At 59.0% G+C, this 23,897-nt stretch carries 26 protein-coding genes; 8 read left to right on the top strand and 18 right to left on the bottom strand.

The window, feature by feature from the left end; all coding sequences use genetic code 11:
• Window positions 1–6: 6 nt before the first annotated feature.
• From AB7M26_RS29210 to AB7M26_RS29200, 3 genes are all read right to left on the bottom strand, one after another.
• Window positions 7–1,722, bottom strand: coding sequence for a proline--tRNA ligase (locus AB7M26_RS29210; RefSeq protein WP_401175830.1), 1,716 nt, complete (start codon window positions 1,720–1,722; stop codon window positions 7–9).
• 158 nt (window positions 1,723–1,880) lie between these two features.
• The gene (locus AB7M26_RS29205; RefSeq protein ID WP_123499326.1) at window positions 1,881–3,440 is read right to left on the bottom strand and encodes an AmpG family muropeptide MFS transporter; all 1,560 of its coding nucleotides are present in this window, start codon (window positions 3,438–3,440) and stop codon (window positions 1,881–1,883) included.
• Window positions 3,441–3,484: 44 nt separating this feature from the next.
• On the bottom strand, window positions 3,485–3,838 hold the full coding sequence (locus tag AB7M26_RS29200; RefSeq protein ID WP_007940587.1) for an MGMT family protein: 354 nt from the start codon (window positions 3,836–3,838) through the stop codon (window positions 3,485–3,487).
• A 166-nt stretch (window positions 3,839–4,004) separates the two neighbouring features.
• On the opposite strand from AB7M26_RS29200, the gene AB7M26_RS29195 reads away from it, so the two are divergent.
• Complete coding sequence (locus AB7M26_RS29195) at window positions 4,005–5,012, top strand: DUF481 domain-containing protein (RefSeq protein WP_123499324.1); 1,008 nt, start codon at window positions 4,005–4,007, stop codon at window positions 5,010–5,012.
• A 166-nt stretch (window positions 5,013–5,178) separates the two neighbouring features.
• Here AB7M26_RS29195 and AB7M26_RS29190 read toward each other — a convergent pair whose 3' ends face one another.
• A complete protein-coding gene (locus AB7M26_RS29190; RefSeq protein WP_002554837.1) occupies window positions 5,179–5,388 on the bottom strand; it encodes a cold-shock protein in 210 nt (69 codons plus the stop codon).
• 354 nt (window positions 5,389–5,742) lie between these two features.
• Between AB7M26_RS29190 and dcd the strand changes: the two genes are divergently transcribed.
• Both dcd and AB7M26_RS29180 read left to right on the top strand, forming a co-directional pair.
• Window positions 5,743–6,309 carry a dCTP deaminase gene (gene dcd, locus AB7M26_RS29185; RefSeq protein WP_007904652.1) on the top strand — a complete coding sequence of 189 codons (567 nt, stop codon included), beginning with the start codon at window positions 5,743–5,745 and terminating at the stop codon, window positions 6,307–6,309.
• 107 nt (window positions 6,310–6,416) lie between these two features.
• The gene (locus AB7M26_RS29180; RefSeq protein ID WP_123499322.1) at window positions 6,417–6,623 is read left to right on the top strand and encodes a hypothetical protein; all 207 of its coding nucleotides are present in this window, start codon (window positions 6,417–6,419) and stop codon (window positions 6,621–6,623) included.
• Between the two features lie 134 nt (window positions 6,624–6,757).
• Here AB7M26_RS29180 and AB7M26_RS29175 read toward each other — a convergent pair whose 3' ends face one another.
• The 9 genes from AB7M26_RS29175 to AB7M26_RS29135 form a co-directional block, all read right to left on the bottom strand.
• The gene (locus AB7M26_RS29175; RefSeq protein ID WP_123499321.1) at window positions 6,758–7,522 is read right to left on the bottom strand and encodes an ABC transporter ATP-binding protein; all 765 of its coding nucleotides are present in this window, start codon (window positions 7,520–7,522) and stop codon (window positions 6,758–6,760) included.
• A gap of 13 nt (window positions 7,523–7,535) precedes the next feature.
• The gene (locus AB7M26_RS29170; protein WP_123499319.1) at window positions 7,536–8,654 is read right to left on the bottom strand and encodes a succinylglutamate desuccinylase/aspartoacylase family protein; all 1,119 of its coding nucleotides are present in this window, start codon (window positions 8,652–8,654) and stop codon (window positions 7,536–7,538) included.
• A 12-nt stretch (window positions 8,655–8,666) separates the two neighbouring features.
• Window positions 8,667–9,377, bottom strand: a complete 711-nt coding sequence (locus AB7M26_RS29165; RefSeq protein ID WP_123499315.1) for an ABC transporter permease — start codon at window positions 9,375–9,377, stop codon at window positions 8,667–8,669.
• On the bottom strand, window positions 9,374–10,102 hold the full coding sequence (locus tag AB7M26_RS29160) for an ABC transporter permease (RefSeq protein ID WP_123499313.1): 729 nt from the start codon (window positions 10,100–10,102) through the stop codon (window positions 9,374–9,376). The genes AB7M26_RS29165 and AB7M26_RS29160 overlap by 4 nt, the downstream gene beginning before the upstream one ends.
• A gap of 56 nt (window positions 10,103–10,158) precedes the next feature.
• Entirely contained in the window at window positions 10,159–10,944 is a 786-nt protein-coding gene (locus AB7M26_RS29155) for a transporter substrate-binding domain-containing protein (protein WP_454238993.1), read from the bottom strand.
• Between the two features lie 234 nt (window positions 10,945–11,178).
• Window positions 11,179–12,867 (bottom strand): ATP-dependent DNA ligase, encoded by a 1,689-nt coding sequence (locus AB7M26_RS29150; protein ID WP_123499310.1) that lies wholly within the window; start codon window positions 12,865–12,867, stop codon window positions 11,179–11,181.
• Window positions 12,864–13,895 carry a ligase-associated DNA damage response exonuclease gene (locus tag AB7M26_RS29145; protein ID WP_429387311.1) on the bottom strand — a complete coding sequence of 344 codons (1,032 nt, stop codon included), beginning with the start codon at window positions 13,893–13,895 and terminating at the stop codon, window positions 12,864–12,866. The genes AB7M26_RS29150 and AB7M26_RS29145 overlap by 4 nt, the downstream gene beginning before the upstream one ends.
• Before the next feature lie 347 nt (window positions 13,896–14,242).
• Window positions 14,243–16,693 (bottom strand): penicillin acylase family protein, encoded by a 2,451-nt coding sequence (locus tag AB7M26_RS29140; RefSeq protein WP_123499305.1) that lies wholly within the window; start codon window positions 16,691–16,693, stop codon window positions 14,243–14,245.
• A gap of 300 nt (window positions 16,694–16,993) precedes the next feature.
• Window positions 16,994–17,638, bottom strand: coding sequence for a glutathione binding-like protein (locus tag AB7M26_RS29135; RefSeq protein WP_123499303.1), 645 nt, complete (start codon window positions 17,636–17,638; stop codon window positions 16,994–16,996).
• Between the two features lie 146 nt (window positions 17,639–17,784).
• Here AB7M26_RS29135 and AB7M26_RS29130 point away from each other — a divergent pair, with 146 nt between their 5' ends.
• Window positions 17,785–18,342 (top strand): cysteine hydrolase family protein, encoded by a 558-nt coding sequence (locus AB7M26_RS29130; protein WP_429387308.1) that lies wholly within the window; start codon window positions 17,785–17,787, stop codon window positions 18,340–18,342.
• 195 nt (window positions 18,343–18,537) lie between these two features.
• Here the strand turns inward: AB7M26_RS29130 and AB7M26_RS29125 are convergent, their stop codons facing one another.
• From AB7M26_RS29125 to AB7M26_RS29110, 4 genes are all read right to left on the bottom strand, one after another.
• On the bottom strand, window positions 18,538–18,747 hold the full coding sequence (locus AB7M26_RS29125) for an SEC-C metal-binding domain-containing protein (RefSeq protein WP_007906737.1): 210 nt from the start codon (window positions 18,745–18,747) through the stop codon (window positions 18,538–18,540).
• Window positions 18,744–19,238 carry an LEA type 2 family protein gene (locus AB7M26_RS29120; RefSeq protein WP_123499298.1) on the bottom strand — a complete coding sequence of 165 codons (495 nt, stop codon included), beginning with the start codon at window positions 19,236–19,238 and terminating at the stop codon, window positions 18,744–18,746. Before AB7M26_RS29120 ends, AB7M26_RS29125 begins: the two co-directional genes overlap by 4 nt.
• Before the next feature lie 115 nt (window positions 19,239–19,353).
• Window positions 19,354–19,830: a YchJ family protein gene (locus AB7M26_RS29115; RefSeq protein ID WP_123499295.1), complete on the bottom strand. Its 477-nt coding sequence runs from the start codon at window positions 19,828–19,830 to the stop codon at window positions 19,354–19,356.
• 4 nt (window positions 19,831–19,834) lie between these two features.
• On the bottom strand, window positions 19,835–20,332 hold the full coding sequence (locus AB7M26_RS29110) for a DUF6231 family protein (protein WP_123499293.1): 498 nt from the start codon (window positions 20,330–20,332) through the stop codon (window positions 19,835–19,837).
• A gap of 201 nt (window positions 20,333–20,533) precedes the next feature.
• Between AB7M26_RS29110 and AB7M26_RS29105 the strand changes: the two genes are divergently transcribed.
• The 4 genes from AB7M26_RS29105 to AB7M26_RS29090 all read left to right on the top strand — a co-directional run bounded on the left by AB7M26_RS29105 (window position 20,534) and on the right by AB7M26_RS29090 (window position 23,226).
• Window positions 20,534–21,229, top strand: coding sequence for an OmpA family protein (locus AB7M26_RS29105; protein ID WP_429387304.1), 696 nt, complete (start codon window positions 20,534–20,536; stop codon window positions 21,227–21,229).
• Between the two features lie 90 nt (window positions 21,230–21,319).
• Window positions 21,320–22,033: an OmpA family protein gene (locus AB7M26_RS29100; protein ID WP_123499288.1), complete on the top strand. Its 714-nt coding sequence runs from the start codon at window positions 21,320–21,322 to the stop codon at window positions 22,031–22,033.
• A gap of 163 nt (window positions 22,034–22,196) precedes the next feature.
• Window positions 22,197–22,475: a DUF1145 domain-containing protein gene (locus AB7M26_RS29095; RefSeq protein ID WP_123499285.1), complete on the top strand. Its 279-nt coding sequence runs from the start codon at window positions 22,197–22,199 to the stop codon at window positions 22,473–22,475.
• On the top strand, window positions 22,468–23,226 hold the full coding sequence (locus tag AB7M26_RS29090) for a collagen-like triple helix repeat-containing protein (protein WP_123499282.1): 759 nt from the start codon (window positions 22,468–22,470) through the stop codon (window positions 23,224–23,226). The genes AB7M26_RS29095 and AB7M26_RS29090 overlap by 8 nt, the downstream gene beginning before the upstream one ends.
• 165 nt (window positions 23,227–23,391) lie before the next feature.
• Here AB7M26_RS29090 and AB7M26_RS29085 read toward each other — a convergent pair whose 3' ends face one another.
• Window positions 23,392–23,856 carry a CopD family protein gene (locus AB7M26_RS29085; protein ID WP_429387301.1) on the bottom strand — a complete coding sequence of 155 codons (465 nt, stop codon included), beginning with the start codon at window positions 23,854–23,856 and terminating at the stop codon, window positions 23,392–23,394.
• Window positions 23,857–23,897: the final 41 nt, after the last annotated feature.

Below are 23,897 nucleotides of genomic sequence, written 5' to 3'. Positions count from 1 at the left end.
CTGGTGTCAGCGGCGGATACGGGCCTGGAGGAAAGACAGCACGTCAGCGACCGGCAGCGCTTGCGCCTCGGCCTCTGTGCGGCTCTTGTATTCCAGATTGCCGTCGGCGAGGCCGCGGTCACTGACCACGATCCGGTGTGGAATGCCGATCAGCTCCATGTCCGCGAACTTGATGCCCGGGCTGGTTTTCTTGTCGCGGTCGTCCAGCAGCACGTCGAAGCCGGCGGCAGTCAGTTCTGCGTAAAGCTTGTCGGTGGCTTCGCGAACCTGTTCGGTTTCGTAGCGCAGCGGAACCAGGGCAACCTGGAACGGAGCCAGAGCGTCGCTCCAGATAATCCCGTTCTCGTCGTTGTTCTGTTCGATGGCAGCCGCCACTACACGAGATACGCCAATGCCATAGCAGCCCATTTCCAGGGTGACCGGCTTGCCGTTCTCGCCCAGCACTTCGCACTTCATCGCTTTGCTGTACTTGTTGCCCAGCTGGAAGATGTGCCCGACTTCGATGCCGCGCTTGATTTCCAGGGTGCCTTTGCCGTCAGGGCTCGGATCACCGGCCACGACATTGCGCAGGTCGGCAACGGTCGGAACCGGCAGATCACGTTCCCAGTTCACGCCGAAGTAGTGCTTGTCGTCGATGTTGGCACCGATGCCGAAGTCGCTCATCAGCTCGACGGAACGGTCGATGATGATCGGCAGTGGCAGGTTCAACGGGCCAAGAGAACCGGCGCCGGCGCCAATGGCGTCGCGCAGTTCGGCTTCGGAAGCCATGACCAGCGGGCTGGCAACGCCAGGCTGGTTGGCGGCCTTGATTTCGTTCAGCTCGTGATCGCCACGGATGATCAGGGCAATCAGTTTGCCTTTCTCTTCAGCGTGCACCACCAGGGTCTTGATGGTTTTTTCGATCGGCAGATTGAAGCCTTCGACCAGTTGCGCAATGGTCTTGGCGTTCGGCGTGTCGACCAGGCGCAGCTCCTCGGTAGGCGCGGCACGAGAGGTTTCGCGCGGTACGGCTTCGGCCTTTTCGATGTTCGCTGCGTAGTCGGAACCGTTGCTGAAGACGATGTCGTCTTCGCCGGATTCGGCCAGCACGTGGAACTCGTGGGAGCCGGCACCACCGATCGAGCCGTTGTCGGCTTCAACCGGGCGGAACTTCAGGCCCAAGCGAGTGAACACGTTGCAGTACGCCTGATGCATGCGGTCGTAGGTGATCTGCAGCGAAGGCTGATCAGCGTGGAACGAATAGGCGTCCTTCATGATGAATTCGCGGCCGCGCATCAAACCGAAGCGTGGGCGGATTTCGTCACGGAATTTGGTCTGGATCTGATACAGGTTGATCGGCAGCTGTTTATAGCTGCTCAGCTCGTTGCGCATCAGGTCGGTGATGACTTCTTCGTGAGTCGGGCCGGCACAGAAATCGCGACCGTGGCGATCCTTGAAGCGCAGCAATTCCGGGCCGTATTCTTCCCAGCGACCGGATTCCTGCCACAGCTCAGCCGGTTGAGTGCTCGGCATCAACACTTCGAGAGAGCCAGCGGCGTTCATTTCTTCACGCACGATGGCTTCAACCTTGCGCATCACTCGCAAGCCCATGGGCAGCCAGGTGTACAGGCCCGAGGCGAGTTTGCGGATCATGCCGGCGCGCAGCATCAGCTGATGGCTGATGACGACCGCGTCGGAAGGCGTTTCTTTCTGTGTGGCGAGCAAAAATTGACTGGTGCGCATGGTTGGCCGTTGTCGGTTGCTGATGACGAGAAATGACGGAACATTGTACGGGCGAGATCCGCTGGCGTACAGGCGTGCGGCCGGCAGTGTCGCAGAGGGCGAGAATCTGCCCCCTCTGCGATGCTTCTGGCATCAAGTGCCTACTATTTTTCAAATGCCTACGATTCTTCCGCGACCTGGGACTGTACCGGCTCCGGCGTCGGTGTCGGGCCCGCTCGGCGGTTTTCCTGGAACCAGTGCAGGGCGATCAGCACCAAGGTCGGAACACCCAGCAGGGCAGTGATCAGGAAGAAGTTGTGATAGCCGAATTTTTCCACCATGACCCCGGAGTAGCCGCCGATCAGGCGGGGCAGCAGGAGCATGATCGAGCTGAGCAGGGCGTACTGGGTGGCGGAGAACTTGAGATTGGTCAGGCTCGACAGGTAAGCGACAAATGCTGAAGTCGCCAGCCCCGAGCTGAAGTTATCCAGAGAGATGGTGGCGATCAGCATCTGCAGATCGGCCCCCATATCCGTAAGCACCAGGAACAGCAGGTTGGTACCAGCCGATGCAACGCCGCCAATGAACAGGATAGGCAGGATGCCGAAGCGCACGATCAGCAGGCCGCCCATGCCGGCGCCGACCAGTGTCATGATCAGGCCGAAAATCTTGCTGACGCTGGCAATCTGATCCTTGGTGAACCCCTGGTCGATGTAGAACACGTTGGCCATCACGCCCATGACCGTATCGGACATCCGGTAGGTGGCGATCAGCCCGAGCAGCAGCAGGGCTTGCCAGCGGTAACGCAGGATGAAGTCGTTGACCGGTGTCAGCACCGGGGCCAAGCCACGGCGGCCCATGGCCGACAGGCACAGGCCGGTAAGCGTGATATAGAGAATCGCCCGCAGGAACGCACGGTCTTCGAGCAGCAGGTCCAGTACGCTGACGCCGTTGAACAGTACGCTGGCGAAGTCAGTGTTGTAGAGCTGGGTGAACATGGCCGGTACGGACACCAGCAGCACGATCAGCACGAACACCGACGCCAATTGGTGCACAAAGCTGTAGCGTCCGGCCTGTAATTGAGTACGCAGAGGCACCGGTGGTTCGCGCATGAACAGGGTGGTCAGCAGCGCCGGGATCATCAAGACGCCGAACAGCACGTAGGTGCCGGTCCACGCCGCATGCTTATAGTTGAAGCCAGTGGAGCCGAAGCCTTCGGCGAAGAACAGTGCGCCGGCCGTCGCCAGCAGGGCCGCGACCCGATAACCGGCCATGTAACTGGCCGCCAGCGCGGCTTGGCGGGTTTCGTCGGCGATTTCCAGTCGATAAGCGTCGACGGCGATGTCTTGCGTCGCCGAGGCGAAGGCGACGACCACGGCGATCGCGATCAACCAGGACAGGTGCTTTTGCGGGTCGCAGAATCCCATGCCGATCAGGCCAAGGATGACGAGTGCCTGGGCCAGGACCAGCCAGGAGCGTCGTCGACCAAGCTTGCCAAGAAATGGCAGGCGCCATTGGTCGAGCAGCGGGGACCAGACCCATTTAAAGGCGTAGGCCAGGCCGATCAGGCTTGCATAGCCGATGGTTTCGCGGGCAACACCGGCCTCGCGCAGCCAGACTGAAAGCGTCGAAAACACCAGCATGTAGGGCAAGCCGGCGGCGAAACCAAGCAGCAACAGCACGAGCGTCGAGGGGCTGGCATAGGCGGCGAGCGCGGCGCGCCAGGTTTTACGGGGCATGGGCTGGAGTCTGCCTCAAGGATTACGGAAACAAAGCGCGCACTCTAACCGCTGTGCTCTACCGGGCGCCACCCATGGCGCTGAATATCAACACGATTGTTCAGGACACTGATGCCTTCCATGCGCAATCGGGCCCGTTGTTCATCCCCCGAAGGGCTGCCCACAGGCAGGCTGATCCGACCGCCGGCACCCAGTACCCGGTGCCAGGGAAGTTTGGTGTCACCGGGCAATTGGCTCAGTGTTCGCCCGACCCAGCGGGCAGCACGACCCAGTCCGGCTAGCTCGGCGAGCTGGCCGTAACTCACGACTTTGCCCTCGGGCACTTGCGCCAGGGTCAGGTAGAGCGCCGTGCGTCGGATTTGCGCTGCGCTTTCGGTTTCGGCGGTTGAGTCGGTCACGTCCCGGGCTTCCTGAAAAAATGCGCATTGACCGTCTGTAGAGTAAATCCTGGATCGCCGATTGAGAAATGAACTCAATAGAAAAAGTCGGGTCAGTCCTTGTCATGGCCTTATTCGTAAGGATAATGCCGACTTTTTTTCGCAAAGTTGAGCCTTCGATACGCTTATGTTGTCCAGAACCTTGCTGTGCCTCGCTGTCGTCAGTGCTTCCACTCCCTTGCTCGCCGATACCGTCTGGTTGAAGAACGGTGACAAATTGAGCGGCAAAATCACCGTATTCGATGGTGGCAAGCTGCTGATTCAGACCGAGTACGCGGGCGCGGTTCCGATCGACTGGAATCAGGTCAAAACCCTGGAAAGCGATCAGCAACTGCTGGTCAAACAGGATGCCTACACCGGTGAGAAGGCCAAGTCGCTGCACGCGGCAGAGGACGGCAAAGTCACCCTGGCCAACGGCGATGGCCCCAAGACCGTGGAGCTGGCCAGTATCCAGCAGATGCTCAAGCCTAAACCGGTGGTTGAGGATCTGGTATGGAAGGGGCATGTCGATATGGCGCTGGATTACCAGCGTGCCGAAAAAGACACGGATGATTATGACGTCGACTTCAAGACCAGTGCGCGCCATGGCAGATGGCGACACACGGCAGAAGGTGAGTACAACCGCGAATTCCAGGATGACGTAGTCACCACGGATAATTGGCGGGGTGAGTACGCTCTCGACCGTTTTCTTACCGAGAAATGGTTCTGGCAAGGTCGTTTGAACTATAAGCGCGACAAGGTCGAAGAGCTCGCCCGTCAGCGCACCATCGGTACCGGCCCCGGTTATCAATTCTGGGATAACGAACTGGGTGCCTTCTCCTTGGGCTCGCTGCTGAACAACACGGACTATGAATATTCCAACGGCAACAAGGAAAACTTCTACTCCCTGGCGATGAAGTGGGACTACAACCGATATCTGGTCGGCAAGAAGGTCGAGTTCTTCACCAATGGTGAGGTCGGCAAGCCGCTGTCGGGCGTGGCGGATTACGCCCTCGATGCCGAGGTCGGCCTGCGCTACAAAGTCACCGATTGGGCGTCGCTGAACCTGAAGGCCGAGAAAGACATCATCAGCGGTAGCGAAGAGGCCGACCTGAGCAAGACCCGATACACCGCAGGGTTTGGCGTGACCTGGTAACACGCTGAAAGATCAAAAGATCGCAGCCTTCGACAGCTCCTGCACAGGATTGAGGTACGTCCTGTAGGAGTTGTCGAAGGCTGCGATCTTTTTTGCCATGCAAAACACACAGGCACAAAAAAGCCCCGCTTTTGAGGGCGGGGCTTTTTACTAAAGCAAGTACAAGTTAGATAACTTGAACTTCTTCAGCTTGCATGCCTTTCTGACCGCGGGTAGCGATGAAAGAAACCTGTTGGCCTTCTTTCAGGCTTTTGAAGCCGTCGGATTGGATAGCTTTGAAGTGAACGAACAGGTCGTCACCGGATTGTGGAGTGATGAAGCCGAAGCCTTTTTCATCGTTGAACCACTTAACGGTACCGGTTTGGCGATTAGACATGGTGTAACTCCTTGAACAAAGATAACTGCGACGCAGGAAGAACCCTGGCCGAGACTGAGTGCAAAGAGCAGGAAAAATTCTTGTAGATGGTTGGATCGAAATTCAACATATCGTGTAGAGATTCTCAGTGACACAAGCAGCACAGTGGCGCCACCTTAACCCTTTTTCCGGAACGTGCCAATGTTTCTTGCGAAGGTTTCTCTGTTTTCATGACTGACGGTGCATCGAATAGCGGTGAAGGCCCGGAATTCACGGGGGATCGTCGAGAATTGTCTCCCGGACTTTGAACCCGGCGCGCCTGCCCGGTAAGATGCCGGACAGAATTTTTCCACCTCGCTATTCAGGACACCCGCCATGAGCATCAAATCGGACAAGTGGATTCGCCGCATGGCGCAAGAGCACGGCATGATCGAGCCCTTCGTCGAGCGCCAGGTGCGCGGCAGCGACGATAGCCGTGTGATCTCCTACGGCGTGTCCAGCTACGGCTACGATGTGCGTTGCACCAATCACTTCAAGGTGTTTACCAACATCAATTCGGCGATCGTCGACCCGAAAAACTTCGATGCTGGCAGCTTCGTCGACATCCACAGCGACGTGTGCATCATTCCGCCGAACTCCTTCGCTCTGGCCAGCACCGTCGAATACTTCCGCATCCCGCGTAACGTATTGACCATTTGCCTGGGTAAAAGCACCTACGCGCGTTGCGGCATTATCGTCAACGTCACACCGCTCGAGCCTGAGTGGGAAGGTCACGTGACCCTGGAGTTCTCCAACACCACCAATCTGCCGGCGAAAATCTACGCGAACGAAGGCGTGGCGCAGATGTTGTTCCTTGAGTCGGACGAAGAGTGCGAAGTCTCCTACAAGGACCGTGGCGGCAAGTATCAGGGGCAGCGTGGCGTGACCCTGCCGCGTACCTGAGTCAGCCGTCTGACAAACCGTTGGAATTCCTGAGCGGGCGTACACTCTATGGAATGTACTGCTCCGATTCGCGCAAGGCGGATCGGGCCATCGCTCAGGAGTGCTTCATGAAGATCGATCCGCGAATAAGTGCCGAACTGGCAAGGCTTGAGCCCAATCAGGTTGGCATGCTGGCCTGGTCCTTGTTGGCACATCCGCCCGTCATGGCAGGGGGCATCCCCCATCAGCCTGATCCCGACACACCCAATGAAGATCCGACAGAACCCGGAGAGCCCACCCTGCCGGATGAGCCGCCTCCCGCGCCTGTTGTCTGATACCTGTAAGAGCTGCCGAAGGCTGCGATCTTTTGATCTTGCTTTTCGGCTGTCAAATCTCGCAACTCACAAAAGAACGCAGGCTTCGCCAGCTCCTACGGCGATCCGTAGCAGTGGGCGAAACCTGCGATGTTTTATTTCAGGTTGCCGCTGAGGAACTGCTTCAACCGCTCGCTCTTCGGGTTGCCCAGCACATCCTCTGGCGCGCCTTCCTCTTCCACCAGCCCCTGGTGCAGGAACAGCACCTGACTCGATACCTTACGGGCGAAGCTCATTTCGTGGGTGACCATGATCATGGTCCGGCCTTCTTCGGCCAGGCCCTGGATGACCTTGAGCACTTCGCCCACCAGTTCCGGGTCGAGCGCCGAGGTCGGTTCGTCGAACAGCATGACTTCCGGTTCCATGGCCAGTGCGCGGGCAATGGCTACCCGTTGTTGCTGGCCGCCTGACAGGAACGCCGGGTACTGATCCGCTACGCGCGCCGCCAGGCCAACTTTGTCGAGGTAACGTCGGGCACGGTCTTCGGCCTCTTGCTTGCTGCAACCCAGGACCCGGCGCGGGGCCATGGTGATGTTTTCCAGCACCGTCATGTGGCTCCACAGGTTGAAGTGCTGGAACACCATAGCCAGGCGGGTGCGAATCCGCTGCAGTTCATCGGCATCGGCCACGCGCATGCCGTGACGGTCGTGGATCATGCGGATCGTCTGGCCATCCAGGCTCATGGCACCGTCGTTGGGTTGTTCGAGAAAGTTGATGCAGCGCAAAAAGGTGCTTTTACCCGAGCCGCTGGCGCCGATCAGGCTGATGACGTCGCCGGTCTTGGCCTTGAGCGAAACGCCTTTGAGCACCTGATGCTCGCCATAGCTTTTATGCAGGCCTTCAATGGTCAGTTTGTACATGGGGCATGCATCCTCAAGGCGAAAGTAGGTAGCCACTGCGATAGGCTTCGGTGCCCGCGACGTGAGCGATCACCATGCCGGCAGTGGCCATGCGTCGCAGCGAACGGGCGTACATCAGCCCGGCGGCGGTGCAATGAACAGGGGTGACGCGATCATTGATCGGGTCGATGACTTCGGCGATCAGTTGTCCGGCTTCCAGGTATTCCCCGGGCAGGGCCGTGAACACCAGCAGCCCGCCCACGGGTGTCGCCACCGGTTCGACGCCGGCCAGCGGTGTGGCCGGGTAGGGCAGTTCCGGTAATGGCGCCGGCTCACCGGCAATCGCGCCGAAATGAATCAGATAATCGATCAGCGCCTGGCAATCGAGGCTGGCCAGCGGGTGATTGACGTCACCCTGGCCGCGTAATTCGACAGTGACTGAAAAACTGCCCAGCGGAATTTCGAACTGCTCGCCGAAGCGCTCTTTCAACTGCCACCAGAGCAGGGTGAAGCATTCATCGAACGATTGGCCACCCGAATCGGTAGCCAGCAGACTGGCTTCGGAACCGATGTAGCGCGCCAGTGGCTCGACCCGGGGCCAGGCCTCGGGCGTGGTGTAAAGGTGCGCCACGGCTTCGAAATCGCAATGCAGGTCCAGCACCATGTCTGCATCACAGGCCAGCCGTTGCAGGGTCAGGCGCTGGGATTGCAGTTGAGTGCCTGCGGTCTGCCGCGCCAACGCCTTGCGCAGGCTGTCGCGGATCAGTTCGAGGTTACGTTGCGGATCGTCGCCGAGCAGGCCTTCGATCTCGTTGCCGACTTCTTCACTCAAGTCGACGAACCAGCGATTGAAGTTCTGCCCGCTTTCCAGCTCGTAGCGGCCCAGTGGCACGTCCATCAACACTTGTTCCAGGCCGACCGGGTTGGCCACGGGCACCAGCACGATTTCACTGCGCAGATGGCCGGCGGCTTCCAGCTCCGCCAGACGTCGCTTGAGGTGCCAGGCCACCAGCATGCCGGGCAATTCATCGGCATGCAGGGAGGACTGGATGTAAACCTTGCCTTTGGCCGACGACGGGCCGAAGTGGAAACTGTGAATCTGTCGCACGGTCCCCGGCAGCGGGGCCAGCAGGTCATGAATCTGGTGGCGCATGTACGAGTTGTCCTAGTGAGTCGGCCCGAGGAAGGCCAGCCATCGGCGTTCGGCGAGGCGGAACAGGCCGACCAGCGCAAAGGTAACGGTCAGGTAGATCAGCGCGGCGATGCCGAACGACTGGAATGTCAGGAAGGTCGCAGAGTTCGCATCGCGAGCGACTTTCAAGACATCCGGGATGGTTGCGGTGAACGCCACGGTGGTCGAGTGCAGCATCAGAATCACTTCGTTGCTGTAATAAGGCAACGAGCGACGCAGGGCCGACGGCATGATCACGTAGGCGTAGAGCTTCCAGCCTGTCAGACCATAGGCCTTGGCCGCTTCGACTTCACCATGCGCCATGCTGCGAATCGCCCCGGCGAAGATCTCCGTGGTGTAGGCGCAGGTGTTCAGGGCGAAGGCCAGGATCGTGCAGTTCATCGCATCGCGAAAGAACGCATCGAGGACTGGCTGGGCCCGTACGGCGGCCAGACTGTAGATGCCGGTGTAGCAAATCAGCAGCTGGATATACAGCGGCGTGCCCCGAAACAGGTAGGTGTAAAACTGCACCGGCCAGCGGATGTAGATTTTGGGCGAAACCCTGGCGATGGACAGCGGTATCGAGACCACAAAACCGATGAAGAGCGACGCGCTGAGCAGCCACAGGGTCATGGCCAGGCCAGTGATGTTGTAGCCATCGGTATAAAGGAAGGGTCTCCAGTATTCCTGCAAGAGTTCGATCATCGTACGGCCTCCCGGGAACCGGCGGCGTAGCGGCGTTCGAGCCAGCGCAGGACGACGTTGGAGGCGCTGGTGATCACCAGGTAAATCAGTGCGGCCAGTACCAGGAAGTAGAACAGTTGATAGGTGCTTTTACCGGCGTCCTGCGCAGCCTTGACCAGATCGGCCAGGCCGATGATCGAGACCAGCGCGGTGGCCTTGAGCATCACCATCCAGTTGTTACCGATACCCGGCAGGGCGAAGCGCATCATTTGTGGGAACACCACGAAACGAAAACGCTGGCCGCGTTTGAGGCCGTAGGCGGTGGCGGCTTCGACCTGGCCCCGTGGCACGGCGAGAATCGCTCCGCGAAACGTTTCGGTGAAGTACGCGCCATAAATGAAGCCCAGAGTGATGACCCCGGCGCTGAAGGGGTTGATTTCGATGTATTCCCATTCCATGAAATCGGTAAACGAGGTCAGCCAGGTTTGCAGGCTGTAGAAGATCAGCAGCATCAGCACCAAGTCGGGCACCCCACGAATCAGCGTGGTGTAGAGCTGCGCCGGTATGCGCATCATTTTGACTTTTGACAGTTTGGCACTGGCACCGAGCAGACCGAGCAATACGGCCAACAACAGTGACAACACCGATAATTTGATGGTCATCCAGGTGCCTTCCATCAGCAACGGACCGAAGCCCTGGAGGCTGAAGGCTGAGAGCCCCAGGCTTTGTAATAGGTTTTCGAACATAAATCAGCAACCTGATCGGGTGAAAAAAGCGCCCATCGCGAGATGGGCGCCGGGCATTATTTGCCGCTGTACAGATTCAGATCGCCAAAGTGTTTCTTCTGAATGGTGGCGTAGGTGCCATCGTCGTGTAACGCTTTGATACCTTTATTCAAAAGCTCTTTGAGGTCTTTGTTACCTTTAGAGATACCGATCGCTGTTTTTGACGGCAGCAATTCGCTGTCGACTGGCTTGCTGACTTCGTAGCCTTCGCCTTTTGGTGACTTCAAGAAGCCCAGTTCGGCTTGCAGCATGTCCTGGATCGCTGCATCGAGACGGCCGGAAGTCAGGTCGGAATACACCTGATCCTGGTTCTGATAGGCCTGGGTTTTCACGCCCGCCTTGTCCAGCACGGCCTTGGCGTAGGCTTCCTGGATGGTGCCTTGCTCGTAGCCGACGGTTTTACCCTTCAGCGAAGCGACGTCTTCGCTCAGGCCGGAACCTTTCTTGAACACGTAAGCGGTTGGGCCGGAGAACAGCTCGTCGGAGAAGTCGATGACTTTTTCGCGGGCCGCCGGGGTGACGGTCATCGAAGAGATCACACCGTCGAATTTATTGGCTTTCAAGCCCGGAATCATGCCGTCGAAATCGCTTTCGACCCATTTGCACTTGACCTTCAGCTCGGCGCAAATTGCATTGCCCAGGTCGATGTCGAAGCCTACCAGGCTACCGTCGGCTGCTTTGGACTCGAACGGTGCGTAAGAAGGGTCAACGCCAAAACGCAATTCTTTGTATTCCTTGGCCAGCGCGGAGCCGGCAGCCATGCACAACGCCAGTGCAGAAAGGGTCAGCAATGCTTTTTTCATTATTCAATCCCTAAGAACCAATATGAGCGCTTGTGGCGCAGAAGTACTGTTACTGGAAAGCGTAAGACCTATTAAAAGTAGCAATTTCCGAACCAGAGTCCCGAACAAGCGTTTAAAAGGTAATACAAGAAGCGGCAAAGCGGGATTTTATGCACGAAAACGGGCATCGCCAGATCCCTGCGCCTGGATGGTGCGCAGAACGGTGAGGGCCTGTAGCAGCTCACAGAAATCAGGTCAGGCGAGCAAATCCTGCAACGTCGCCAGGTTGTCAGCTTCCTCCACCGATTTGTCCTTCCGCCAACGCAGCATTCTCGGAAACCGCACCGCAATCCCGCTCTTATGCCGCTTCGACAGGGCAATACCCTCGAATCCCAGCTCAAACACCAAAGTCGGTTTCACACTGCTCACCGGTCCGAATTTTTCCACAGTGGTCTTGCGTACGATGCTGTCGACCTGACGCATTTCTTCGTCAGTCAACCCGGAGTAAGCCTTGGCGAAAGGCACCAGCGTTCGCTCGCGGGCAGAGGGAGGACCGTCCCACACCGCGAACGTGTAATCAGTGTAGAGGCTGGCCCGGCGGCCATGGCCCTGCTGGGCATAGATCAACACCGCATCAACGCTGAACGGGTCGACTTTCCATTTCCACCACACGCCCATGTCCTTGGTCCGCCCGACGCCATACAGCGCATCGCGGGCCTTGAGCATCATGCCTTCGACGCCCAGTCTGCGGGAGGCTTCCCGTTGACGGCCAAGGTCGAACCAGTCTTCGCCGGTCAGCACGGGCGAGCTCATTAATACCGGGTTTGCGCAGTTGAGGATGAGTTGCTCCAACTGAGTGCGGCGCGTGGCTTGGGTCCGGTTACGCCAATCCTCACCCTGCCATTCCAGCAGGTCATAGGCCAGGATCACCACGGGCACCTCATCGAGGATTTTCTTGCTCAGCGTTCTTCGACTGATCCGCTGTTGCAGCAGCGCGAAGGGTTGCACAGCGGGTGACAACGTCGACTTCGGGTCGAAGGCGTCCTCGGTACCTCGTTGTGCGGCTTTCCAGGCGACGATTTCACCGTCAATCACCGTGCCGTCGGGTAAGTCATAAACCAGGCTGTCCAGTTCGGGAAAACGCTCACTCACCAATTCTTCTCCACGCGACCAGACCCACAAGCGTCCGTCACGCTTGACCACCTGGGCGCGGATGCCGTCCCACTTCCATTCCACTTGCCATTGGCTGGCCGGTCCGAGCAGGTTTTCGAACTGTTCGACCGGGTGCGACAACGCATGGGCGAGGAAAAACGGGTAGGGCTGACCACCCCGTTGGGCATGCTCATTGGGTGATTCGGGGGCGATCAGCTTCAGGTAACTGACGGCGCTTGGGCGGTTAGACAAATCGGTGTAACCCACCAGCCGCTGGGCCACGCGTTTGCTGTCGAGCCCGGCCATCGCCGCCAAGGCGCGGGTAACCAGCAATTTGGAGACCCCGACACGGAAACTGCCGGTGATCAATTTGATGCACAGCATCAAGCTTTGGCGATCCAGTTGAGCCCACAAGGCGGGCAAGGATTCGGAGAGGGTCAGCGGGGGCGCGTTACGCAGCGGCAGCAGTTTGTCTTCAATCCACACCGCCAGCCCATCGGTAGAGGTGTGGTGCGTTTCGGGTAGCACCAGCGAAATGGTTTCCGCCAGATCACCGACGGCCTGATAACTCTCTTCGAACAACCAGGGTGAGAGCCCGGAAAACGCTGTGGCCATTTCCCGCAGCATTCGTACCGGCACCAATTGTCGAGGGCGCCCACCGGACAGAAAGTACACCGCCCAGGCGGCATCTTCGGGCGCGGCCTGGGCGAAATAGCTCTGCATCGCCGCCAGTTTGGCATTGCTCGAGGTGGTGGCGTCGAGTTCGGCATACAAGTCGGCGAAGGCTTTCATGCCAGCACCTCGGCGCTCTCGGGTTCGAGGACCGTGGTCTCTTCATCATCGCCATATTCGGTGCTGAAACTCATGGCATCGAGGCCTTGTTCGCGCAGATAGCGCACCAATACCCCGATCGAACCATGGGTGACGATCACGCGTTCGGCTCCGGTTTGCTCGATGGCCCAAAGCAGGCCGGGCCAGTCGGCATGATCCGATAGCACAAAACCGCGATCCACACTGCGCCGGCGCCGTGTACCGCGCAAGCGCATCCAACCGCTGGCGAAGCCATCGCTGTAATCACCGAAACGCCGTACCCAAGGGCTGGCACCCGCAGAAGGAGGCGCGAGGACCAAGGCCTTGCGCATCATCGGGTCATGCTTTTTAACGTCGCCGGCATAGATCGTTGGCGGTAAATAAATGCCGCTCTCGCGATAAATCCGATTGATGGGTTCAACCGCGCCGTGGACCAGAATGGGGCCGAGGCTGGCATCGATGCCGTGGAGAATCCGCTGGGCCTTGCCGAAGGCATAGCAGAACAGCACGCTGGTCTTGTCGGCCGCCGCATTGGCCCGCCACCACTGATTGATCTCGGCAAAGATCTGCGTCTGGGGTTGCCAGCGGTAAATCGGCAGGCCGAACGTCGATTCCGTGATGAACGTGTGGCAACGCACCGGTTCGAATGGCGCACAGGTGCCATCGAGCTCGGTCTTGTAATCCCCCGAGGCGACCCAGACTTCCCCGCCATATTCCAGACGTACCTGGGCGGAGCCGAGTACGTGGCCCGCGGGGTGAAAACTCAGTTTTACACCGCGGTGCAGCAATGGCTCGCCATAAGGCAAGGTTTGCAGGTTGATGTCCTGGCCCAGACGCGCACGCAGTATGGCTGCCCCCGGTGCTGCGGCTAGATAATGTTGATTGCCATGGCGAGCATGGTCGCTGTGGGCGTGGGTGATGATCGAGCGTTCGACCGGGCGCCACGGGTCGATGTAGAAATCACCGGGCGGGCAGTACAAACCTTCAGGACGAGCGATAACAAGGTCCATGTTGTTACCCAAATGGAGAGGCCTGTTAGCTAGGAGGTTTGCGCGAAACGAGAAGTTCTATTTATTTTCGGGAAGAATGGAGGCGTTAAACAGGCCGCTTTTGCGAGCAAGCCAGTTAAGGCTTTTTAGAGAGGAATTATCGCACTTGTGGCGAGGGAGCTTGCTCCCGCTGGCGCGCGCAGCGGCCCCGAATCTGCCACCGCGCAGATCCCGTTAGAACACAGGCGTCTGTATTGATTGCGACTGCTGCGCAGTCGAGCGGGAGCAAGCTCCCTCGCCACAATGGATTTTCAGCATCAATGGGACCGGCAGCATGCTTTCGCGAGCCGACCCGGTCCCACTCCAGGTTACTTGCCAGGCGTCAGCGTCAACCGCGTCTTGCCATACACCTTGTCAAAGTTCTGTGGCTGCATCGGCAGGCTCATGTATTGCCCCTTGAGCCATGGCTCGACGCTGTCGAGATAGTGCGCGCTGGCCGGGTTGCCGGACTGGCCGCTACCGTTCTGGCCCATCAGCGGTTCGGTCTGGCCGAAATCGACGATAAAGCGCATGGCCGGCGCCAGCGTGGTGTTGAAGTCCTGGCCCCAGGTGAACGCGGCGGTGTTGAGCGTGGTGTGGTCGCCGCCGGCTGCCAGCGGACCGCGCACGGTCTGGCCGCTGGCGTTCTTCCATTCGTAGCGATGCAGTTTGCCCCACTGCCAGGCTTTGTGATCTCCACCTAGCTGGCTGTCCCCCGCGCTGATCGCGGCCACCAGGCTACGGGCGAGAATCGCCGGTTTGTCTTCTTTCTGCGAGGTGCGCAGGTCGTCCCAGAACGGACTGTCCTCACGGCTCAGCAGATGATCGGCCTGCGCCGCGTAAGACAACTTGCCGTTGGCGATAAAGGCTTTCCACGCCGGGGTGCTTTCCGGGCCGAGTTCGTCGAGGAAAATCTGCTTAGTGCTTTCCTGCAGGAACAGCTCGTAGATCGCCGCGTCGGCGGAGGTCGGGCTGAGTTTGCCGTCAAAGGCCATCAAGCGCGTATAAGCCTCGCGAGCCTTGCCGCGATCGGCCACCGGCAACGCTTCGATGGCTTGCTTGAGGGGCTGAGACATGCCCGGCGCTTCAAACATCTTCTTCAGCTTGGCAGCGAAGGTGGTGGTCTGGTCGTATTGCATGGCGATCAGGCTACGTGTGTCGTGTTTGCCCACGCCTGCCAGTTCGGCCATGCGTTCACCGCGCTCCGGTGCCGACCAGGAATTGGACAGCTGCATGCCGTAGCCATGGGGAATGACCCGCTGGTTGGCGGTGCCGAGCCAGCCTTGAGCCGGGTCCTGGTCATAGGGATGGAGCATCGGGTCGGCGTAACCGTCCCAGTCGTAGCGACCTTCCCAGCCCGGCGACGGCAGCAAGCCTTCGCCTTCGCGACGGTTCGGGTAGCGACCGGTGACTTGCCAACCGATGTTGCTGGCATCGGCAAATACCAGATTCAGGGCGATGGCGCGTATTTCACGGCTGGCGTCCGAGGCTTTCTCGACGCTCTGCGCTCGAGACAGGTCGAAAAACGCATCCAGGGTTTTGTCGTCGGTGAAGTTCGGCGTCTGCAAGGCCAGGCCGAAACCATTTGCCAACGCGGTGCCTTGGGCGCTGTTGAGCAGCGACCCGTGGCGGGTTTCGTACACCGCTTCGCGAATCGGCTTCTGGCCTTTGACGAAGTAGGTTTCGTTGCGCACGATCACCGGCTGCCATTTGCCGCTGACTTCGTAAGAAAGGCCGTTGCCCTGGCGTTTGATTTTTTCCAGGAACAGGTCCTGGTTGTCGCCCATGACCGTGGTCATGCTCCACGCCACTTTGCCGTTGAAACCACCGAGCACCATCGGTAACCCGGCAATGGTCACGCCGGAGGCCTGGTACTTCGGCGCGCGAATCTGCACGTAGCTGAACAGCGACGGTACGCCCAGCGGTCCATGGCTGTCGCTGGCCAACAGGCTTTTGCCGCTGCGGCTGCGTTGCGGGGCAATCGCCCAGTTGTTCGAAGACGTGGCGCCCAGCAGATTCAGGTCGGACAGTTGGCCCGTGGCTTTGCTGATTTCGCTCAGCCCCGGGATTTGCCCATTGAGTTTGATGCCCTGAAGTTTTTCCGCTTCTGCGACTGGCAGTTTTTCATCGGGAGCGGACGGTGCAAGCCACGCCAGCTTGTCGGTACTGACTGTCTGGGCCAGCATCAATGAGGAAATTTCTTCCGGCAGGTTCGCCGATTGACTGAAATTCAGCAGGCAGAAAATCAGCGCCGAATCTTCCGGTTTCCAGTACTCAGGCTTGTAGCCAGTGGCTGCGAGGTCCGCAGGCAGTTTGTCGCGGTAGCGGAACAGGTAGGCGTTGACCCCACGGGCATAGACTTCGAAGAAACGCTTGAGGCGCGGCGAAGAGGCTTTGTACAGCTCACCCGCACTTTTCTTCAGATTGACCGCACGCATGTAGCGGTCGGCGTCGAGCAAGTCCGAACCGGACATCTCCGCCAGACGGCCCTGGGCCAGCAAACGCAGAGTGACCATTTGGCTGATGCGGTCGCTGGCATGCACGTAACCGAGGGTGAACAGCGCATCGTGGAAGCTGTTGCTCTCAATCAGCGGCATGCCCATGGCATTGCGCCGAATCGAAACGTTCTGCGCCAGGCCCTTGAGCGGTTGCACGCCGGAGGTCGGCGGGAGGGTGTCTTGAGTGTTCCAGGTCTGACAACCGGTCAGGCTTAAAACACCGGCCACTGCTGCGGCAACGCCGAACCGGGGAAGAAAATGTGTGAGGGCTGGCGAGGCCATGGCAAAGCTCCTGCGGGGGTAGTGACGCAATAAAGGCGCTACGTTAGTGAGCAGGAGGTGGCCGCGCAAGCGGGGTATAGGGTTATTTCAATATTTGTCTGATAAACCACAAATCCAGAAGCAACGGTGGTCTCTGTGGCGAGGGAGTTTGCTCCCGCTGGAGTGCGCAGCACTCCCAATCCTGCCCCCGCGTTTTATCCGAGGGAACATAGAGTCTGTTTTGCGACTGCTTCGCAGCCGAGCGGGAGCAAGCTCCCTCGCCACAGGAGTTTGTGGATACCTGAGGGGGGGGTGTTGGCATCAGGACTTCGGCGGATTGACCTTGGCCACCAGCGCATACGCCTTCACCGTCGCCGGGCGGTTCTGGATGTGGGTGAACCAGCGCAATACGTTGGGGAAGTCTTCCAGGTTCTGGCTTTGCCACTTGTGAGAAACGATCCACGGGTAGATTGCCATGTCGGCAATGCTGTATTCGCTGCCGGCGACAAAGTCATTGTTGGCCAATTGCTTGTCGAGCACCCCATAGAGGCGGGCGGTTTCGTCGATGTAGCGCTTGATCGCGTAGGGGATCTTCTCTGGTGCAAATTGGCTGAAGTGATGATTTTGCCCGGCCATCGGCCCCAGGCCACCCATCTGCCAGAACAACCATTGCAACGCTTGCTGGCGTCCGCGCAGATCCTTGGGCAGGAACTTGCCGGTTTTCTCCGCGAGGTACAGCAGAATCGCCCCCGACTCGAACAGTGCCAACGGTTCACCGCCATCGGCCGGCTCATGATCGACGATGGCCGGGATTTTGTTGTTCGGCGAGATCTTCAGGAACTCGGGTTTGAACTGGTCGTTCTGGCTGATGTTGATCGGGTAAACGTTGTACGGCAGGCCGGCTTCTTCCAGGAATATCGAAATCTTGTGCCCGTTGGGGGTGGTCCAGTAATACAGGTCGATCATGAAGTACTCCAAATCAAGAGATATCGTCAGGTACGGACAGCGACCGCCGGCATCAGGTCGTCCTGTTTGCGTTTGATGGCTTGCCAGCAGGAAGAGGTGATGCTGAAGTGCGGGAAATTCAATGCCCCAGCAGGAGAAAAGTCGGCATGGAGCTCAAGACAAACGCGGCGCTGATCATCATCGATCAACAAAAAGGCATTCTGCATTCCAAACTGGGTCGTCGAAACAACCCTCAGGCCGAAGCGCGCATCCTTGAATTGTTGGGGCATTGGCGTCGAACCGGGCGGCCGGTGATTCACGTGCAGCACCTGTCCCGCTCAGAGGATTCAGTGTTCTGGCCGCAGCAATCGGGGGTGGAATTTCAGGAGCGTTTTCAACCATCGATGGGTGAGTGGCTGATTCAGAAGCAGGTGCCGGATGCCTTTTGTTCGACGGGGCTGGAGGCGCGTTTGCGCGAGGCGGGGATCGATCAGTTGATCATCGTTGGCGTGGCGACCCACAACTCGGTGGAGTCCACGGCGCGAACGGCCGGGAATCTGGGGTTTGAAGCGTGGGTTGCTGAGGATGCGTGCTTTACCTTCGACAAGGCGGATTTTTTCGGCAATGCTCATTCAGCCGAGGAGGTGCATGCGATGTCGCTGGGTAATTTGCATGGGGAATATGCGACGGTCGTCAGTACCGCGAAAATTCTGCAGGCCGACTAAAAAACCTGTGGGAGCGGGCTTGCCCCCGATGAGGATCTAGCTGAAACAGTTGTATTGAATGTGCCGCCGTCATCGCGGGCAAGCCCGCTCCCACATTGTGTCGTACGCGAAATCTGTGAACGACGATACCCCTGTGGGAGCGAGGCTTGCCCGCGATAGCGATTCAACAGGCGAAGATTATCTTCGCCCGAAGCATCAAGCGCCGTGGCACTTCTTGAATTTCTTGCCATTGCCGCAAGGGCAAGGGTCGTTGCGGCCGACGTCTTTCAAGGCATTGCGCACCGGTTCCTGGTGGGCGTGGCCGCAGTTCGGGCCGTGGACATGGCCATGGTCGTGATCATGGTGATCGTGATGGTCATGATCGTGGTTGCAGTCAGGGCCATGGACATGAGGTTGCTGGGTCATCGGGCTTGCTCCGGAATTAGATCGGCGGCGATTATCACGCCATTACGCGCCAGGTGCACGTAGTGCGCGATGAATAAGCCGGTTTCCAGTTCACCTTCCAGACGATAGGGAATGGGTTGGTCAGGTTTTTTCAGCAGCTTGACCAGGTCCCGGACTTTCGGCCACAGGTTGGTGCGGATCGGTACTTTAAAATATGCACTGCGTTTGGGGCCGACCGTGAACCAGTGTTCGTACTCGCCTTCGGTCAGCAGTATGTCCCCCAGGTGAATGCGATATTCCAGGGCACGCACCGTCAGGTCTTGGTCATTGGGATTGTCGACGCGAAAATGCAGCAGGAATTTCTGCTCCAGTAGTTTGGCCCGGACCACCTCGACCTTGACCAGATGCACCTGCGGCTCCGGCAAGTCGTCGCCGAACCACGACGCACAGCCGCCGAGCCCCAGAAACAGGAGCAGGGTGACCAGCTGTAATGTGCGCCGTTGACGGGTCATGGTGAGGTATCTCCCTTGAGACCCAGTCTAGCGTTAAAAAGATCGCAGCCTTCGGCAGCTCCTACGCGTCTGTGGGCGCTGCCGAAGGCTGCGATCTTTTTTGCAGTCGGTGACCTCAAGCGCCAAAGTAACTCGCGCAGCACTTCTTGAACTTCTGCCCGCTGGCGCACGGGCACGCATCGTTGCGTCCGGCCTTGAGTGACACGGTGGGGTCGATGAAATACCAGTGGCCGGCGTTCTGTACGAATGACGAACGTTCGCGGTGACTGTGTTCGCCGCTGCTGTCGTGCCAGCGAGCGGTGAAGGTGACGAAAGCGTGCTCCGGCTGACCGCCGAAGACTTCGGCGCTTTCCACCTCCAGGCCCAGCCAGGTGCTTTGGGCGCTCCAGTCGCTGATCGACTGGCGATCCAGGCCGGCCTGTTGTGCGGGCAGGGTGGTCGCTACCAGATAGTCAATCAACCCCAGTACATAGGCGCTGTAGCGCGACCGCATCAAGACTTCGGCGCTGGGGGCGGGGTGGCCGGCGTGGTAATGGCCACAGCAGGCATCGAGCAGCGTGCCGCTACCGCAAGGGCAAATGGATGTACTCATTGCGTTACCACCAATATTTCCCGAAGTTTTCCGGATTGGCCCAGAAGCGTGAGTTAAGCCAGTCGGGCACCTGTTTATAGTCAAGCAGATCGTAGGTAAACAGGGTCAGTACTTGATCATCGCGCTGGAAGCGTTCACTGGCTTGCAGTGCCAGGGAGAAAAAGTCCGTCTCCTGCCAACCGCATGCCGGCAAGTCGGCCAGCACCGCAATGCGACTGGCATTGAGGTTGCGTATCCCGCCGAGCAGATTCAGGCCGTCGCGCTTGGGCAAATGTTCGAGGCAATCGACCACCAGCGCCAGATCAAACCGTTGCGCCGCCAGTTCGGCGGGCAGTGGCCCGGGTGCAGCAAAGGCGACGATGCTGTCCGGGTGTGCGAGTTTGAATGCCTCAAGCGCGGGGAATTCGCTGGCGCCAATCAGTAACAGACGCGCCGGGGCATAACGATCAAGCAAAGCGGCCAACGCCTGCTGGGGCGTGCGCGAAGAAATACCTGCAATCATCGAAGATCCTCAATCAGAGCACCAAGATTAGCCTGCCCCAACGTCCGGGCCTAGCGTCCCTTCTGGCGGGTTTAACCAAAAAGCGCCGATCTTCCGTGAACACGGGGCAAAACAGCAATGGCCTATTGCTGGCGGAGATTAAAAGTCGGGTCTTTACTCCCTAGAATCGGTTTTAAGCCGATCCCTCAGGAGAAGAACTAGATGAGCATAATTCGGACAGCATTACCCTTGGTTCTGCTAACCAGTGTGTTGACTGGTTGCGCAGGTTTGCAGAAAACCGACTGGCCGTCCTGTGCGGCGGTCGGTGGTGTCATCGGTGCGGGGCTCGGCGCGACCGAAAGCTCGGCATGGGCGGGGTATGGCGCGCTGCTGGTCGGCGGCACGGCTGCCGCTTATTGCTGGGTGCATGGTGACGGCGACGAAGACGGCGATGGCGTACCGGACAGCCGCGACAAGTGCCCGGGCACACCTAAAGGCGTGCAGGTCGATGCCAACGGCTGCCCTCCACCCGCGCCTGCGCCGGTGGTCGAGGAGGCGCCGGTGGTCAAGGAAGAAGTCATCGTTATCCGTGATGTGCACTTCCAGTTCGACTCGGCCAAGCTCACCCCTGCCGATAAAGACGTACTCAGCACCATTGCCACGCGCCTGAAACAGGAATCCTCCACCGCCCAACTGACCGTCACCGGTCATACCGACAGCGTCGGCAGTGATGCCTACAACCAGAAACTGTCGGATAGACGCGCCCATTCAGTGGTGGAATACCTGATTTCCCAAGGCGTGCCACGCAGCAGTTTCGTGTCTGTGACCGGTGCTGGTGAAAGCCAACCGGTGGCCGATAATAAAACCGCTGACGGCCGTTCGATGAATCGGCGCACGGAAATCAAAATCAACCGCTAGGCCTCTCCCGTTCCGCGGCTTGTACAGTCGCGGATGCGGGTCTTTACTCCTGTGTGACCGGTATGGGCCGGTGACACAGGAGCATTCACAATGAGCGTTCTCACAAGGACCGTCTTGCCGGTTCTGCTGCTTGGCAGTCTTCTGACCGGTTGTGCGACTCACAGCGATGGCACCGCCCCTCTCAATCAACGTACCTGGCCGATCTGCAGCGTCCTGGGTGGACTGGTCGGCGGCGGTTTGGGCGCGATCGAAAGTAGTGCCTGGGCCGCGGGTGGAGCGGCGCTCGGGATCTTGACCGGTGGCCTGATCTGTTACGCCCAGGATGGCGATGAAGACGATGATGGCATCTTCGATCGACGTGATCGTTGCCCCGATACACCTGCCGATACCCCTGTCGAACATCACGGTTGCCCGCTGCCGCAATACCCGGCCAGCGTGAAACCTGTTGAAGCACCGGTCTCCGAAGTCATCACCCTGAACGGCAACGTGCTGTTCGCGTACAACCAATCCGAGCTGATGCCCCAAGCGCGCAGTGAGCTGGATTCGTTGATGGCCAAATTGCAGAACACCGATGTGGTGAGCATTAAAGTCATCGGTCATACCGACAGCCAGGGTTCGGACGCCTATAACCAGAAACTGTCGGAACGTCGTGCCAGCAGCGTCGCGGCCTACCTGTTGAGCCAGGGAGTCGCGCCAGACAAACTCACCAGCGAAGGCCGGGGCGAAAGCCAGCCGGTGGCCGATAACGACACGGAAGAAGGGCGGGCGCAAAACCGTCGCGTGGAATTGCACATCAATCGCTAGCTCTATGACTAATAAACCGCGTGATAGAGCCGTCGGACACCGATTCAGGTTGATCCGACGGCCAATGCGCGACCTTCGGGAAGAATTTTTTGTTGCCCTCTGGCTTATCCCGCGTGTAAGCCGTTACTGTGCGCGCAAAGAATAATTCTCAACGGGGCAGCGTATGAAGGTGTTTTGGGGGCTGGGAAAGTTATTGACCCTGCTGTTCTGGTTGGTGGTGCTGGTCAATCTGCTCATGCCGTTTGTTCATCCGTTTCACCTGCTGACCAATTTTGCAGGCACTGTGTTGGCAGGGCTCCATCTTCTGGAGCTGGTGTTCTGCAATCGCAGCCTCAAAGGTCGAACCCACCCTTGGCGTGATCGCCTGAAGATTGTCTTTTTCGGCGTTTTCCACCTGCAAACCATTCCGGCCCCGGCCGCTTCGAAGGCCTCCCATGCGTAAACTCTGTCTGCTCGCTGCATTTATCAGCCCATTGGCCTGCGCACAGGTGGTGAGCGTCGAAACCAACTCGCTGATGCGCTTGCCCAACACCACCAGTACCTTGCAACTGGAACGGCTGGAAGTCGCCGATTACGGCACCTTGCTGATTCCTTCGAACGTGACCGAAGTGACGGTCGGTGAGTTGCACCTGGGACGTGACGCGCGGATCGCCATTGTGCCGAGCGAACAAGCTCTGGCGATGAAGGTCAATCGTGCCGAATTGGCCGAAGGCAGTCAGATCACTGCACGTGGCGCGCCGGGGACTTACCTCAAGGCCGCTCGCTCCGGACGCAATCTGGATTTGCAGATCAAAGCGTTGAACGCGCCGCAATTGTCGGTAGACGCTCGCGGTGGCGCGGGTGCTCCAGGTTTTGTCGGCCTTGATGGGGCTAATGGTCAAGCACCGGGTTGTACCTGGGGCCAGGCCGGTCGCGGCGCCGATGGCAGTAATGGCAGTGATGGCCAGCCGGGAGCGCCAGGAGCGCTGGTTCGGCTGGAAGTGCCGCGTGATTACCCTGCGCAGCAGATCAAGGTCGAGATTGCGGGCGGGGAAGGTGGTTTGGCTGGGCCCGGTGGAAAACCAGGGGCGGGCGGCAAGGCCAAGGGCTGTTTCGTCTATAAAGCCGATGGCGGCAAGAGCGGTCGTCCTGGCGCCGACGGTCAGCCGGGGCCTGCGGGAGTGGCGGGTTCGGTGAGCATTCAGCGGATGTAATAACGACCGAGATCCCCTGTGGCGAGGGAGCTTGCTCCCGCTGGGGCGCGAAGCGGCCCCCCAAAGCCGGCGACCCAGTTCTTTCAGAATGAACGCGGTGACTGGTTTACGACTGCTGCGCAGCCGAGCGGGAGCAAGCTCCCTCGCCACAGAGACTTACACTTCTCAGAACATCGGCCGAGCCGCCGCAATCGCCACCAGCACCAATCCGACTATCAGATTGATCCCCACCAACCGACGAATCTTCCCCAGCACCGCCGCACCCGTCGGCCAATCCTGAGCCGCCACCGCCGTGCGCAATTCCGGCAGCAACAACGCCTGAATCCGGATAAACAGCGCCGTCATCACCACATACAATCCCATCATCACCTGCACATACCGCGGCGCCGCTTCAAACCCCGCGAACTGCAGATGAATCATGCCCACACCGCTGATCGGCAAAAGCATCACCGCGATCCAGACCCAGCGGAAAAAACCTTGAAACACTTCCACCCACAGCTTCAATCGGGCAGGGCCTTCCAGCGCCTTCATCGCCGCGGGGCGCAAGACCATCCAGGCGAAAAACATGCCGCCGACCCACACCAGGGCAGCGATGACATGCAGGGTATAAACGATGCCAAAAGGTGTCATTGAGGTACTCCGTTCTGCGCGGGATTAAATAGCGGGGTATG

The organism is Pseudomonas sp. F-14 TE3482 (genome assembly GCF_053629455.1).
This window is presented reverse-complemented; position numbering and strand designations above follow the sequence as displayed.

What these genes read in the sequence shown, in the direction of transcription:
- AB7M26_RS29210 (WP_401175830.1), bottom strand. Translation starts at nt 1,722, where the DNA reads ATGCGCACCAGTCAATTTTTGCTCGCCACACAGAAAGAAACGCCTTCC.
- AB7M26_RS29205 (WP_123499326.1), bottom strand. Translation starts at nt 3,440, where the DNA reads ATGCCCCGTAAAACCTGGCGCGCCGCGCTCGCCGCCTATGCCAGCCCC.
- AB7M26_RS29195 (WP_123499324.1), top strand. Translation starts at nt 4,005, where the DNA reads ATGTTGTCCAGAACCTTGCTGTGCCTCGCTGTCGTCAGTGCTTCCACT.
- AB7M26_RS29190 (WP_002554837.1), bottom strand. Translation starts at nt 5,388, where the DNA reads ATGTCTAATCGCCAAACCGGTACCGTTAAGTGGTTCAACGATGAAAAA.
- dcd (WP_007904652.1), top strand. Translation starts at nt 5,743, where the DNA reads ATGAGCATCAAATCGGACAAGTGGATTCGCCGCATGGCGCAAGAGCAC.
- AB7M26_RS29180 (WP_123499322.1), top strand. Translation starts at nt 6,417, where the DNA reads ATGAAGATCGATCCGCGAATAAGTGCCGAACTGGCAAGGCTTGAGCCC.
- AB7M26_RS29175 (WP_123499321.1), bottom strand. Translation starts at nt 7,522, where the DNA reads ATGTACAAACTGACCATTGAAGGCCTGCATAAAAGCTATGGCGAGCAT.
- AB7M26_RS29170 (WP_123499319.1), bottom strand. Translation starts at nt 8,654, where the DNA reads ATGCGCCACCAGATTCATGACCTGCTGGCCCCGCTGCCGGGGACCGTG.
- AB7M26_RS29165 (WP_123499315.1), bottom strand. Translation starts at nt 9,377, where the DNA reads ATGATCGAACTCTTGCAGGAATACTGGAGACCCTTCCTTTATACCGAT.
- AB7M26_RS29160 (WP_123499313.1), bottom strand. Translation starts at nt 10,102, where the DNA reads ATGTTCGAAAACCTATTACAAAGCCTGGGGCTCTCAGCCTTCAGCCTC.
- AB7M26_RS29155 (WP_454238993.1), bottom strand. Translation starts at nt 10,944, where the DNA reads ATGAAAAAAGCATTGCTGACCCTTTCTGCACTGGCGTTGTGCATGGCT.
- AB7M26_RS29150 (WP_123499310.1), bottom strand. Translation starts at nt 12,867, where the DNA reads ATGAAAGCCTTCGCCGACTTGTATGCCGAACTCGACGCCACCACCTCG.
- AB7M26_RS29145 (WP_429387311.1), bottom strand. Translation starts at nt 13,895, where the DNA reads ATGGACCTTGTTATCGCTCGTCCTGAAGGTTTGTACTGCCCGCCCGGT.
- AB7M26_RS29140 (WP_123499305.1), bottom strand. Translation starts at nt 16,693, where the DNA reads ATGGCCTCGCCAGCCCTCACACATTTTCTTCCCCGGTTCGGCGTTGCC.
- AB7M26_RS29135 (WP_123499303.1), bottom strand. Translation starts at nt 17,638, where the DNA reads ATGATCGACCTGTATTACTGGACCACCCCCAACGGGCACAAGATTTCG.
- AB7M26_RS29130 (WP_429387308.1), top strand. Translation starts at nt 17,785, where the DNA reads ATGGAGCTCAAGACAAACGCGGCGCTGATCATCATCGATCAACAAAAA.
- AB7M26_RS29125 (WP_007906737.1), bottom strand. Translation starts at nt 18,747, where the DNA reads ATGACCCAGCAACCTCATGTCCATGGCCCTGACTGCAACCACGATCAT.
- AB7M26_RS29120 (WP_123499298.1), bottom strand. Translation starts at nt 19,238, where the DNA reads ATGACCCGTCAACGGCGCACATTACAGCTGGTCACCCTGCTCCTGTTT.
- AB7M26_RS29115 (WP_123499295.1), bottom strand. Translation starts at nt 19,830, where the DNA reads ATGAGTACATCCATTTGCCCTTGCGGTAGCGGCACGCTGCTCGATGCC.
- AB7M26_RS29110 (WP_123499293.1), bottom strand. Translation starts at nt 20,332, where the DNA reads ATGATTGCAGGTATTTCTTCGCGCACGCCCCAGCAGGCGTTGGCCGCT.
- AB7M26_RS29105 (WP_429387304.1), top strand. Translation starts at nt 20,534, where the DNA reads ATGAGCATAATTCGGACAGCATTACCCTTGGTTCTGCTAACCAGTGTG.
- AB7M26_RS29100 (WP_123499288.1), top strand. Translation starts at nt 21,320, where the DNA reads ATGAGCGTTCTCACAAGGACCGTCTTGCCGGTTCTGCTGCTTGGCAGT.
- AB7M26_RS29095 (WP_123499285.1), top strand. Translation starts at nt 22,197, where the DNA reads ATGAAGGTGTTTTGGGGGCTGGGAAAGTTATTGACCCTGCTGTTCTGG.
- AB7M26_RS29090 (WP_123499282.1), top strand. Translation starts at nt 22,468, where the DNA reads ATGCGTAAACTCTGTCTGCTCGCTGCATTTATCAGCCCATTGGCCTGC.
- AB7M26_RS29085 (WP_429387301.1), bottom strand. Translation starts at nt 23,856, where the DNA reads ATGACACCTTTTGGCATCGTTTATACCCTGCATGTCATCGCTGCCCTG.